The 12,356-nt window shown below is 70.0% G+C and carries 7 protein-coding genes; 5 read left to right on the top strand and 2 right to left on the bottom strand.

All coding sequences use genetic code 11. The features are described from left to right. The first annotated feature begins 50 nt into the window (after window positions 1–50). From BAU06_RS13660 to BAU06_RS13640, 5 genes are all read left to right on the top strand, one after another. Entirely contained in the window at window positions 51–611 is a 561-nt protein-coding gene (locus BAU06_RS13660) for a PAS and helix-turn-helix domain-containing protein (protein ID WP_066349928.1), read from the top strand. Window positions 612–935: 324 nt separating this feature from the next. After that, window positions 936–3,833 carry a caspase family protein gene (locus tag BAU06_RS13655; protein ID WP_066349926.1) on the top strand — a complete coding sequence of 966 codons (2,898 nt, stop codon included), beginning with the start codon at window positions 936–938 and terminating at the stop codon, window positions 3,831–3,833. Between the two features lie 27 nt (window positions 3,834–3,860). Beyond that, window positions 3,861–5,786, top strand: a complete 1,926-nt coding sequence (locus BAU06_RS13650) for a gluzincin family metallopeptidase (protein WP_066349925.1) — start codon at window positions 3,861–3,863, stop codon at window positions 5,784–5,786. Window positions 5,787–5,956: 170 nt separating this feature from the next. Further along, window positions 5,957–9,538: an autotransporter family protein gene (locus BAU06_RS27215; protein WP_156770229.1), complete on the top strand. Its 3,582-nt coding sequence runs from the start codon at window positions 5,957–5,959 to the stop codon at window positions 9,536–9,538. Between the two features lie 118 nt (window positions 9,539–9,656). Further along, window positions 9,657–10,556: a LysR substrate-binding domain-containing protein gene (locus BAU06_RS13640; RefSeq protein ID WP_066349916.1), complete on the top strand. Its 900-nt coding sequence runs from the start codon at window positions 9,657–9,659 to the stop codon at window positions 10,554–10,556. Here the strand turns inward: BAU06_RS13640 and BAU06_RS13635 are convergent. Together BAU06_RS13635 and BAU06_RS13630 are read right to left on the bottom strand one after the other, a co-directional pair. After that, on the bottom strand, window positions 10,541–11,344 hold the full coding sequence (locus BAU06_RS13635; protein WP_066349915.1) for a citryl-CoA lyase: 804 nt from the start codon (window positions 11,342–11,344) through the stop codon (window positions 10,541–10,543). The genes BAU06_RS13640 and BAU06_RS13635 overlap by 16 nt on opposite strands. A gap of 10 nt (window positions 11,345–11,354) precedes the next feature. Next, window positions 11,355–12,323 (bottom strand): Bug family tripartite tricarboxylate transporter substrate binding protein, encoded by a 969-nt coding sequence (locus BAU06_RS13630; RefSeq protein ID WP_066349914.1) that lies wholly within the window; start codon window positions 12,321–12,323, stop codon window positions 11,355–11,357. Window positions 12,324–12,356 lie beyond the last annotated feature (33 nt).

The following is a 12,356-nucleotide window of genomic DNA, read 5'->3' as shown; positions in this document are numbered from 1 at the left end:
GTTGCGGCGCCCACGGGAAAAGGCGCCGCGCCGAACCCGGGGATCGGCCGATGAGTTCGCCAGACATCGATTACAAGGAAGTCCTGATGCGCGCGCCGGTGGGGATGTGCGTCTCCCACAACCGGGTCATACGCATCGCCAACCTGGCGATGGAAGACATGTTCGGCTATGGCCGGCAATCCCTGGACGGGATCTCGTTCGAGATCCTGTATCCCACCGCGCAGGAGTTCGTGCGTACCGGCCGGCGCCTGCTGGCCTCGTTCGGCGCCGCCGGCACCTATGCCGACGAACGCATCATGAAACGCCGCGAAGGCGAGCTGTTCTGGTGCCACGCGACCGGCCGCGCGCTGGTGCCGGAAGATCCCCACGCCGCCGTCATCTGGGCCTTCGAGGACCTGAGCGCCACGCGCCCCGTGGCGTCCGGCCTGAGCGCGCGCGAACGCGAGATCGCCGCGCTGATCGCCGAAGGCAAGACCAGCAAGGAAATCGCGCGGCAACTGGGGCTGAGCCCCCGCACCGTGGAGATGTATCGCGCCAGGCTGATGAATAAATTCGGCGCGAAGACCTCGGCGGGGCTGATCCATAAGTTAATGAGCTTTTCCGCCGCGTAGCTCCACATCGCGCCGACACCGCCGCCGGGGCGGCCCCCGGTCGATACCGCGCGCGCCAGGCCGCCGCGCGTGGCCGGATGGCGCGCCTTACCGCATCCGTACACCATCCTTAGGCTTAGAAGCCTCCGTCGGGACTGCCCTATGATCGTGCACATAACGATGCTTCCATCATCCTTCCCTGGCGACTATCTCCCGCAAAAGCCGTGGCAGCCCGGCCTGGATCCGGCCGCCAGCGCTTGAAGCAACGGGGCATGGCGTCGGCGCGTGTGGTGCCGTCAGGGCCCTGCGTATGACCAACGACGATGCTTCTGTGGAGGAGGTGTTATGTCGACGCCAACATTCCGACGGCTTTCCGTCGAGCAGTTCGCCCAGATCCTGGACCGGTTTCCCTTCGAACGCCGCATCAACGCCGTCCACATGCACCACACCTGGCGTCCCACGCGGCGCGACTTCCGCGGGCACGACACCATCGTCGGCATGTGGCGGCACCATACCCAGGTCAATGGCTGGCGCGATATCGCGCAGCACCTGACCATCGATCCCGAAGGCATGGTCTGGCTGGGCCGGAACTGGAACCTGCCGCCGGCCAGCGCCGCGGGCCATAACGGCAACAGCCAGGTCGGCCCCTTCATGTTCGAAATGATCGGGGATTTCGATGTGGGACGCGATGTCTTCGACGGGCCGCAGCGCGACGCGGCGCTGGAAGTCACCGCCCTGGTGCTGAACCGCTTCGACCTGCCCACCAGCGCGCTGGCGTTCCACAACAGCATGTCCTCGAAAAGCTGCCCCGGCAGCAGCATCGATTACGCCGATGTCAAGGCCCGAGTGGATGCCATGCGCGCGACCCGGGCGTCCAGCCGCGCGGTATTCGACGGTCCGTTCCCCTACGAGGAAATGGCGGAACTGCAACGCGCCATGTCCACGCTGCTGCGGGTGCCCGCCGGTGTCGAGCCGGCCGATGCGGAACACCAGCATGGCGACCAGCGCGACATCGGCTGGACGATGGAGCGGGGCGGCGAAGGCGCGGACCGCTTTCCGCCGGACCTGCTGGCGGCCTTGCAGCCGCACCTGGTCAACACGTCGATGGGGCGGTTCTCGGCGGACGGGATCGCCACCACGTCAAAGGCCGATGTGGACGCCATCTTCGATGTGCACCTGCCCACTGCCTTGAAGCAGGCCGAGCATGCCAGGCGCAAACTGCGGCTTCTGTTCTATGCGCACGGCGGGCTGGTGGACGAAGCGTCCGGACTGGATATCGCGGTCAAGCATATCGACTGGTGGCGCAGGAACGACATCTATCCGGTCTATTTCGTCTGGCAGACGGGGCTGTTCGAAACCCTGGGCAATCTGCTGCGCCGTGCCAGCCAGGGACCGGAAGGCCGGCGGGATGTCTTCGACTTCACGCTGGACCCCGTCATCGAGCTGTCGGCCCGGGCGCTGCGCGGTCCGGATATCTGGGCGGGGATGAAATCCAACGCCGAGCACGCCGTCGACCCGCCGGGCGCCGCCGATGGCGACGTGGGCGCGGCCTGGTACGTGGCGCAGCGCCTGGCCGCGTTCTGCAAGGGCCAGGAGGGCAAGATCGCGCTGCACGCGGTGGGACACAGCGCCGGGTCGATCTTTCATGCGCATTTCCTGGCGGCAGCGCGCGAGCACGGCGTGCCGCCGTTCGAGTCGGCGCATTTCTATGCGCCGGCGATACGCGTGGACACGTTCAAGCGGCTGCTGGGCGACCACATCGGGCCGGGCAAGGCGGTGAACCGCCTGACGCTGTTCACGCTGAACCGCTATCTGGAAAGAAAGGACCACTGCGCGCACGTCTATCACAAGTCCTTGCTGTACCTTGTCTCGCGCGCATTGGAAAAGGACCGCGACGCGGCCATCCTGGGGCTGGAGGACTGCCTGCGCGAGGATCCCGGCCTGCGTGAGCTGTTCGGCCTGAGCGGCAACGGCGCGGGCGTGGGCGAGATCGTGTGGTCCCGCACCGACACGGAGTCCGGCAGCGCAAGCAGTACCGCGACATCGCACGGCGGCTTCGACGACGATGCCCCCACGCTGAACAGCACGGTACGCCGCATCCTGGAAAAGGGCGACAGCGATCCCATCGTGGAGTATCCGCGCCCGCGCGAAGGTCCGCAGGCCGACGGCTGGAAAGAGGGCGTCACCTGGCCGGAGGAAGTGCTCGAGTTCCATCGCGGCGCCCAGCGCCCCGCCTTGAACGGCGGGGCGCACATCCAGGCAACCGTTTCCGGGTCCAACGGCTTCGACCATGGCGGCGTGTCGCTTGCCTCGGGCCGGCGTGTCGCCCTGTGCGTCGGCATCAACGCCTATCCCGACCCGGAGCATCGCCTGCAGGCCTGCGTCCCGGACGCCAGGTTGTGGTCGCAGACGCTGGCCGGCCTGGGCTTCGGCACGCGCATGCTGCTGGACGGCGCGGCCACCCGTGGCGCCATCGACGCCGAATTGCGCGCCATGGTGCGCGACAGCCGGCCCGGCGACGTGATCGTCTTCCAGTTTTCCGGGCACGGCACCCACGTGGAGGACATCAACGGCGACGAACTCGATCGCCGCGACGAGGCCCTGTGCCCGGTGAACTTCGCCGAAGGGCAGCTCTATATCGACGACGACATCGCGGAAATATTCGCCGCCGTGCCCGAGGGCGTCAATTTCACCTGCTTCATCGACTGCTGCCATTCGGGCACCAATACCCGTTTCGCGGTGGGTACCTCGCCGGGCGGCCTGGGCGGCAGCCGCCACGTCGGAACGCTGGCCAAACCCAGGTACGTACGGCCCACGCCGGAACTGGAGCAGGCGCACCGGGACTTTCGCCGCGCGCTGGCCGGCGGCGCTCGAGGCATCGAGCATGCCACGACGGTGCGCATGGACAGCGGCGGGACCGAACGCATGCGCAATGTCGCCTTCGCGGCCTGCCGCGATGACGAGGTCGCATGGGAGCGGGACGGGCAGGGCGATTTCACCTTGCGCGCCACGCAGGTACTTCGCCGGGGGATCAACGGGATGACGCACGAGGACTTCATCCGCCGCGTCATCGCGGAATTCGGTCCGCAGCCTTCCCAGCACCCGCGCCTCGATTGCGCGCCCGCGATGCTGCAGGCGCCGCTGCTGCAGCCGCTGGGCGCGGCGGTGCCCGCGGTCAATGGCATCGCGGGGCAGCCCATGGTGTCCGTCGGCGCGATGTACGGACGTCCCTTGCTGCCTTGAGGGAAGCGCCACCGCCCGGGTATCGCCATGCCGCACTATCCACCCGAAACCACCGAGGCCGTCGCGGCGCAGGTACAGAGCCGCGTCGCGCGGCGCGGGGCCGATGGCGGCCAAGGCGATGCGGCCGGCGCGGAGACCGGCGGCCGCTACACGCTGGGCCGCCAGCTGCTGCGCGGCGCGGCCACGCCTTACCGGCGCAGCGACCGGGACCCTTTGTACCGGCCGCTGCGCATCTTCTCGATCGACCCGGCGACGCACCGCCTGGACGGCGCGGTGGCCACGGTGAACGTGCCCTATGAGCCCCTGGCGCCCGGGCCGCGCGGCGCGCTATTCGAGGTGGACAACGGCGATGAAAGCACGGGCCAGAACTACCGCCAGGCGAACCTGGACGAACATCGGGTGCTCATGGAGGACGGCTATGCGCCATCGCTCGCGGACCCGCGGTTTCACCAGCAGATGGTGTACGCGGTCTGCAGCAACGTCTACGCCGGCTTCCGCCTTGCCCTGGGGCGCGACCTGTCGTGGGGGTTCGGCGAGGACGGTACGGTCGGGCGGCTGCGGATCAAGCCGCACTACAAGGAGGAGGCCAACGCGTACTACTGGACCGATGGCAGGCAAGGCGAGTTGCGCTTCGGCTATTTCCGCGCCAGCGACCACCCGACCGACAACTCCTTGCCGGGCGGCTTCGTCTTTACCTGCCTGTCGCACGACATCGTTTCACACGAGCTGACGCACGCGCTGCTGGACGGGTTGCGGCCCAACTTCCGCATTCCTTCGGGCACCGATGTCCTGGGATTCCACGAGGGCTTCGCCGATCTCGTGGCCGTGTTCCAGCATTTCAGCTATCCGGAAATCGTCCGTACCGCGATACGGCGCAGCCGCGGCATGCTGCGCCAGGCCGACCTGCTGACCGAGCTGGGCCACCAGTTCGGTTATGCGGCGGGCCGTGCGCGGCCCTTGCGGGACGTCGTGGAAGGCGCGGAACCAACGACCTACCACCCGGGCATGGAGGCGCACGACATGGGCCTGCTGCTGGTCCGCGCGGTCGTCGAGGCCTTCATCACGGTATTCGAACGCAAGACCCGCCAGTATGTCCGCCTGGCCAGCGGGGGGACGGGCGTGCTGGCGCCGGGGGAGCTTCCCTATGACCTGCAAACGATCCTGGCGGAAAAGGCCAGCCAGCTGGCCGGCCAGTTCCTGGGCATCTGCATCCGGGCGATCGACTACTGCCCGCCCGTGGGCATCACGCTGGGGGACTATCTGCGGGCGCTTATCACGGCGGACCACGGGCTGGTCCCGGACGACCCCTGGGACTACCGCGGCGCCTTGGTGGAGGCGTTTCGCCGCCGCAACATCTATCCCCGCAGCGTACCGAACCTGGCGCCGGATGCGCTGCTGTGGCGCGGCCCGCGCATGGCCTTGCCCCCCGTGCCGGGACTGGACTTCGCCAGCCTGCGCTTCCAGGGCGACCCGTCTCGCAGCCCGGCCGCGGAGGAACTGCGGCGGCAGGCGATCTGCCTGGGCTCGTATGCGGTCGTGCCCGAGCGGCTGGAGGAATTCGGCCTGGTGGCCAACGGCGATCCCCGGCTCATGGGAGACCGCGTCAGCATTCCGCGCATCGAATCGGTGCGGATAGCCAGGCGTGCCGGACCCGACCGGCAGATCGTGTACGACCTGGTGGCGGAGATCACGCAGGTCCGCCATGTGGAGGCCTCCGCCGAGGGACCCGGATTCGACTATCCCGGGGGCTCGACGATCATCCTGGGACCGGAAGGCGAGATGCGCTACGTCGTCATCAAAAGCGTGGTGGGCGCGGGCCGGCTGGAAAGGCGCCGCGATTTCCTCGCCAGCGATCATGCGAAACGCTACTGGAAGATCGTCGGGGACCGGGCGGTGCCGGTGGAGGATCTGTTTCGCCTGCTGGATTCAAGCGGTGGTGGCCACCCTGACTGAAACAGAATGCCATTTCCGCCCGCCGCCTTTTACAATCGCCGCGCGCCGTCTCCCTAATTCGGCCTAAGCCGCGGCGCTGCCCACCGAACGATGTGGGCTGGATTTCCCTAGTGCTTCCCCCCAGTGCTGGCGCGCGCTCGTGCACGCCGCTGCTGCTTATTTGCGCCGATATGAAAACGAAAAACACCCCGCAAGGAAATCGCACCCCTCGGCATGGCCGCGCGCCCGATCTGCCCTTGTCCACGCTCAGGCTCGCCCTGGCCGCCGCCGTCCTCTCCGCGGCCGCGCCCATGGCGGCCTGGGCCGCGCCGGGCGATATCGCCAGCGGCGGCGGACAGGGCGGTAAAGGCGGCGATTCCATGAACGGCAATGGCGGCGGTGGCGGTGCGGGTGGCCTGGCAGGGGGCGGTGGCGGCGGTGGCGGCGGACAAGGGGGGCCGATCCCCGCCACACCCGTCGCGGGCGGCGGCGGCGGCAGCGGCGCGCCGCTGGGCGGCGGCGCCGGACCCGGCGCAAACGGCGGCAATTCCAGTTCTGCGGGTGGCCTTGGAGGCCTCGTCCTGGGAGGCGATGCCAGTTCGGGCGGGGGCGGCGGCGGCGGCGCCGGCGGCCTCGCCGCCCCGGGCGGCGCGGGGGGCAATAGCCTGACGCCGCCGGGCAATGTCAGCGGCAACCCGAGTACGGTGCTATCCAGCGCGATGTTCGGGCTGGACGGCGAGGACGGCAGCGCCGGTTCCTTCGACGCGGGCGGCGGCGGCGGCAGCGGCGCCCAGGGCGGCCTGGTCCTGACCGGCGCGAATGCGGTGCTTTTCACCAATGGGACCTCCGTCTCCGGCGGCAATGGCGGCGACGGAGCCACGGCGGTGGGCGGCGCCGGCGGCGGCGGCGGCGGGGGCGCCGCCTTGGTACTGGTGTCGGGCGGGACCATCCAGCATGACGGGTCGGTGATCGTCGGCGGCACCGGCGGCACGGCCGGCCTGGGCCCGGATTCGGGCGGCGGCGGTGGCGGCGCGGGCGTCTTCCTGGTCGATGGCGGCACGCTGTTCAACAATGCCGGCACCGTACAGGGCGGCTTGGGCGGCGAGGCAACCAGCGGCGCGGGCGGCCTGGGCGGCGCCGCGGTGCTCGCCAACCGCGGGGCGGTGAACAATGCCGCGTTCATCCGTGGCGGCAACGGAGGTAGCGCGGCCGCGGCCGGGGCGGGCGGCGATGCCATCGTCGCCAACGGCACCGCCATCGTCAACGATGCCGCTGGCCAGATCATCGGTGGCCGGGGCGGCGACAGCGTCGGAGCCGGCGGCCAGCCCGGCAATGGCGGGGCCGGCGTGCGCTACGTCAACACCGGCGGCGCCCTGCAGAACGCCGGTATCATCTTCGGCGGCGCCGGCGGCACGCCCAGCGGTACAACGGGGGGCGCCGGCGGGGCCGGCGTGATCGCCCAGGGCGGCGTCGCGATCGCCAATAGCGGCACCATCGTGGGCGGCATGGGCAGCTTCGGCGGGGGCCGCGCCAATGCCGTGGAATTGAGCGGCGGTGCGAATCGCCTGACGCTGCAGGCCGGGTCCACCATCCTGGGCAATGTCGTCAGCACCAGCGGCACGGCGCTCGGCGGGGATATCCTGGCCCTGGGCGGCGATACGACGGATGCCAGTACCAGCTTCAACGTCGGCCAGATCGGCGCCGTGGGCGCCGCGGTCCAGTACCAGGGCTTCAACCGCTACGAGAAAACGGGCGCCAGCACGTGGACGTTGACCGGCGTCAACGCCGGCGTCACGCCATGGACCCTGAGCGCCGGCACGCTGGTCGTCGGGTCGGACGCGGCGCTGGGCAATGTCGCGGGCGCCCTGACCTTCAACGGCGGCACCCTGCGCAATACCGCTGCCATCGATACCGCGCGCCCCATCGTGGTGGACGCGGGCGGCGGCACCCTGGATACGCCGCAGCCCGTGACGCTGCAAGGCACGCTTTCCGGCGGCGGCGCGCTGGCCAAGACCGGCGCCGCCACCTTGACGCTGAACGGCGCCAGTACGTACACCGGCGCCTTCGCGCTGCAAGCGGGCAAGCTGGTGGTGGGCGACGCCACGCACGCCGGCGCCGTCCTGCCGGGCATCGTGACCGTGGCCAACGGCGCCACGCTGGGCGGGCAGGGCACGGTCGGCGGCGCGCTGATCGGCGCCGGCGGCATCGTGGCGCCGGGCAATTCCATCGGCACGCTGCACGTCACCGGCAACTTCACCATGGCGCCGGGCGCCGTCTATCAGGTGGAAGTCGATTCTTCATCCACGGCCAGCGACCGCATCGCGGTGGGCGGGACGGCGACGCTGGCGGGTTCGGTCGTGCATGTGGGCCCGGACGGCAATTTCAGCCTGGCGCGCGACTACACCATCGTGACGGCGGCAGGGGGCGTGCAAGGCGCGTTCAACAGCGTGGCCAGCAACTACGCCTTCCTGGATCCCAAGCTGAGCTACGGCGCGAACGACGTCACCTTGCGGATGCAGTTGAAGCAGGTGCCGGGCGACGGCGGCTCGGGCAACGGCGGCGACGGGGGCGGCGGCAACGGCGGCAACGGCGGCAATGGTAATGGCGGCGGCACGCGGCCGATCCGCTTCGCCGATGCCGCCGACACGCGCAACCAGCGCGCCGTCGCCAATGCCGTACAGACGCTGCCGCAGGACAACGCCGTCTATTCCCAGGTGCTGAACCTGCCGGCGGGCGCGCCGCCGGCGGCATTCGACGCCCTGTCCGGCGAGATCCACGCCAGCACCATCGCCGTGCTGCACGGCGTGGGAGACACGGTGGCCAGCCTGCCCACGGCGCATCTGCGCGCAAACCTGTACGCCGGCCAGACGGCCGGCGACCCCGTGGCACAAGCGGGATCGGCGGCATTGGGCGCGACCGCGATGCCGCGGTCGGCCGCGCAGCCGCTATGGGCCGAGGTCTTCGGCAGCTGGCGCACGCTGGACGGCAATGGCAACGCGGGACGCGTGCGGCAATCGGACGGCGGCCTGTTCGTGGGCGGCGACCACGCGGTCGGCGCCGGCTGGCGCCTGGGCGGGGCGCTGGGCTATACCGGCAGCCATGTGTCGCTGCGCGACCGCGCCGCCACCGCGGACGTGGACAGCTACAGCGCCACGGTCTTTGGCGGCAAGGCCTTCCAGGCCGGTCCGGGACACATCGAATGGACCGCGGGCGCGGCCTACACCTGGCACGATATCGATACGCGCCGCGATACCTCCGCCGCCGGATTGGCCGACACGCTCAAGGCCGGTTATCACGCCGGCACCGCGCAGGTCTTCACCGAGCTGGGCTATCGCCTGCCCGTGGCGGACCGCATGGCGGTGCAGCCCTTCGCCGGCGTCAACTACAGCGACCTGCGCGTGCGCGGGTTTTCCGAGTCCGGGGGCGCGGCCGCCCTGGACGGCGAAAGCGAGCGCAGCGCCGTCACCACCACGACGCTGGGCCTGCGCGGCGAGCTGCGCTTCGAGTCCGCCGGCATGCCGGGCCGCGTGCACGCCATGGCCGGCTGGCGCCATGCCTTCGGCGACCTCGATCCCACCACCGCCATGGCCTTCGGCGACAGCGTGCCCTTCACGGTGGCCGGGGCTCCCATCGCGCAGGACGCGGCCGTCATGGAATTGGGCATCGACATGCGGATGACGAAATCGACGACCGTGGGCGTGGCCTACAACGGCCAGTTCGGCGGCGGCAACCGGCAGAATGCCGGCAGCGTGAACGTCGCCTGGCGCTTCTAGCGGCGGTGGCCGGCCCCCGCTCCCGCGCGGCTGGCGACCGGGGCGGGGCCGGTGCCGGGGTCGGGGATCGCCCCGATACAATCGTGCCGGTTTATCCGCCGCTTGCCGGAGCCTACGCATGGAATTGCGCCATCTCAGATATTTCCTGGCGCTGGCCGAATCGCTGAATTTCACGCGGGCGGCCGAGCGCGTGCACGTCACGCAGTCCACTTTGTCGCACCAGATCCGCCAGCTGGAAGAGGAAGTCGGGCGGCCGCTGTTCGAGCGCAGCGGGCGCCGCGTGACCATGACGGAGGCGGGCGACGCCTTCCAGGCCTATGCGCAGCGCGCGCTGCGGGAGATCGACCAGGGCCTGGGCGAACTCAAGCGTGGCGGCCATGACGTCACGGGCGTGGTGCGGATAGGCACCACGCATACCTTCAACCTGAGTTTCATCCCGGCCTGCGTCGCCGTGTTCCTGGCGCGCCATCCCACGGTGCGGGTGCAAGTCGAGGAACTGGAAGCCGATACCATCATCGGCGGCCTGGAGTCCGGCGCGCTGGACCTGGGGGTATCGTACCGGCCGGCCGCGCCGGGCAATCTGCGCTTCGAGCCGCTTTTCAATGAAGAGCTGCTGTTGACCGTGCGCGCCACACACCCGCTGGCGCGGCGCAAGCGCATACGCATGATCGAACTGCATCGGGAGCCGCTGGTGCTGCTGCCGGCCCGGTTCTCCACGCGGCGCCTGTTGGACGAGTGTTTCGCCGCGGCCGGGGCCGAGCCCGATATCGTGGCCGAGATGAACTCGGTGGCCGCCATGCTGGGCCTGGTGGCGCGCGCCGAAGTGGGCGCGGTCGTGGCATGCAACGCCGTGGCCCAGGACAGCGGCCTGAAGATGATTCCCCTGGAGAACCCCACGCCCGTGCGCACGCCCGGGCTGCTGTTCAAGGCGGATCATCCCCAGGACCGGGCAGGCAAGGCCTTCGCCGCCCTGGTGCGCAAGCAGGCGATGGGGCGCGCCGGCTACCCGGGACGATAGCCCGCCGGCACCTCGCCGTCGTATTCGACGGCCTGCGAAGCCTGGTACGACAGCGCAAAGCCGATGGGCCGCCGGGCCTCCTCGACCAGGTGGCCGATCAGTCCCGCGGTGCGGGCCAGGATGGGCACGCCCTTCAGCGCCGCGATGGGGAAGCCGATGCCCAGCAGCAGCGCGGGAATCGCCGCCGACACATTCAGCTTGAGCGCCTTGCCGACGATTTCCTCGATGGCCGGCTCCAGGGCCAGCGCAATGTCGACGTACGACGTGTCGATGGCTTCCTCGCGCGCCACGTCGATCAGCCGCGCGACGCGCGGATCGCGCGCCTTGTGCAAGGGGTGTCCGTAGCCCGGTATGGCCTTGCCCGCCGCGCGGTACTCCTGGATGACTTCGCGCGCGGCCGTGGCGATATCGCTGCCTTGGGCGGCGCGCCGGCGTATGGCGTCCAGCAGCACGCCCGCCGCTTCGGAGGCGCCCAGGATCACCGAGCCGCAGCCCAGGATGCCCGCGGCCACCGCGCCCTGCAGCGCATCCGGCGCGGCCGCATAGGTCATGCGGCTGGCCTGCACGCTGGGCACCAGCCCGTGCTCCGCGATGGCCACCAGGGTAGCGTCCAGCACGCGCCGCGATTTGCCGTCCGGCATGCGGCCCAGCACCAGGAAGTGGAAGTAGTCGGTAAAGGACGCGACCCCGATCAACTCCTGGCACAGGTCGCGCCCGCGCACCACGATGGTTTCGCTGTTGGAGGTGGAAATCGATGTGACCGGCACGGTCGCCTTGCCTATCTTCATGTTCGATGCCTCAGTCCAGGGCCGCGTTGGCCTGCACGATGATGTCGGCCCACTTGGCGGTTTCCGTTTTGATGAAGGGGTTCAGCGCGGCCGTATCCAGGGTCGACGGCTCGACGCCCAGGTCGGCCAGCTTCTGCCGCAGGGCCGGGTCTTGCATGACCTGCGCGGCGGCCTTGCCCAGCGTGGCCAGCACGTCCCGCGGGACGCCGGCGGGCGCCGCCAGCATGTACCACGCCGTCAGGTCGAAACCGGGGAAGCCGGATTCCTGCATGGTGGGCACATCGGGCGCGGCGGCGGAGCGGCGCGCCGAACTGGCGGCCAGCGCTTTCAAGCGGCCCGCCTTGACCTGCGGCATGACCGCGGTGGGGTGGTAGAACAGGACGTCCGTTTCGCCCGACATGACGGCCGTGACGGCCTGCGCGCCTTCCTTGTACGGCACGTGCAGCATCTGCGTCTTGCTCATTTCCGCCATCATCGCGCCCGCCAGGTGGCCCGACGTGCCCGGGCCGGCCGAGGCATAGGTGACGGTGCCGGGATGGGCCTTGGCATACGCGACCAGCTCCTGCACGGTGTTCCAGGGCGCGTTGGCGCGCGTCACCAGCAAGGTCGGCGTATAGCCCGGCATGGCGATGGGGACGAAGGACGTGACCGGGTCGTAGGGCAGGCGCTTGTACAGTCCCTTGTTGATCGCCAGCGTGCCGACGGTGCCCATGGTGATGGTGTAGCCGTCGGGCGCCGCCTTGGCCACGTAGTCGGTGCCGATGCTGCCGCCCGCGCCGGCGCGGTTCTCCACGATGACCGCTTGTCCCAGCGCGCCGGACAGCTTCTCGGCGAACAGGCGCGCCGTGGTGTCGGTGGAGGTGCCGGGGCCGAAGGCGACCACCATGCGCACGGGACGCTCGGGGTAGCTGCCCGCGACGCCCGTGCCGTGCAGGGCGATGCCGCACAGCGCGGCGGCAAGAAAGGCCAGGGGTTTCATGATGTCTTCTCCTTGTCGTTGTGTCGTTGTGTC

It is taken from the genome of Bordetella bronchialis, from assembly GCF_001676705.1.
GTDB lineage: Bacteria > Pseudomonadota > Gammaproteobacteria > Burkholderiales > Burkholderiaceae_B > Bordetella_C > Bordetella_C bronchialis.
Note: the sequence above shows the minus strand (reverse complement) of the source record. Positions and strands in the feature narration are given on the sequence as shown.

Excerpts from the sequence above, each read along its gene's own strand:
- BAU06_RS13660 (WP_066349928.1), top strand. The coding sequence starts at position 51 with ATGAGTTCGCCAGACATCGATTACAAGGAAGTCCTGATGCGCGCGCCG.
- BAU06_RS13655 (WP_066349926.1), top strand. The coding sequence starts at position 936 with ATGTCGACGCCAACATTCCGACGGCTTTCCGTCGAGCAGTTCGCCCAG.
- BAU06_RS13650 (WP_066349925.1), top strand. The coding sequence starts at position 3,861 with ATGCCGCACTATCCACCCGAAACCACCGAGGCCGTCGCGGCGCAGGTA.
- BAU06_RS27215 (WP_156770229.1), top strand. The coding sequence starts at position 5,957 with ATGAAAACGAAAAACACCCCGCAAGGAAATCGCACCCCTCGGCATGGC.
- BAU06_RS13640 (WP_066349916.1), top strand. The coding sequence starts at position 9,657 with ATGGAATTGCGCCATCTCAGATATTTCCTGGCGCTGGCCGAATCGCTG.
- BAU06_RS13635 (WP_066349915.1), bottom strand. The coding sequence starts at position 11,344 with ATGAAGATAGGCAAGGCGACCGTGCCGGTCACATCGATTTCCACCTCC.
- BAU06_RS13630 (WP_066349914.1), bottom strand. The coding sequence starts at position 12,323 with ATGAAACCCCTGGCCTTTCTTGCCGCCGCGCTGTGCGGCATCGCCCTG.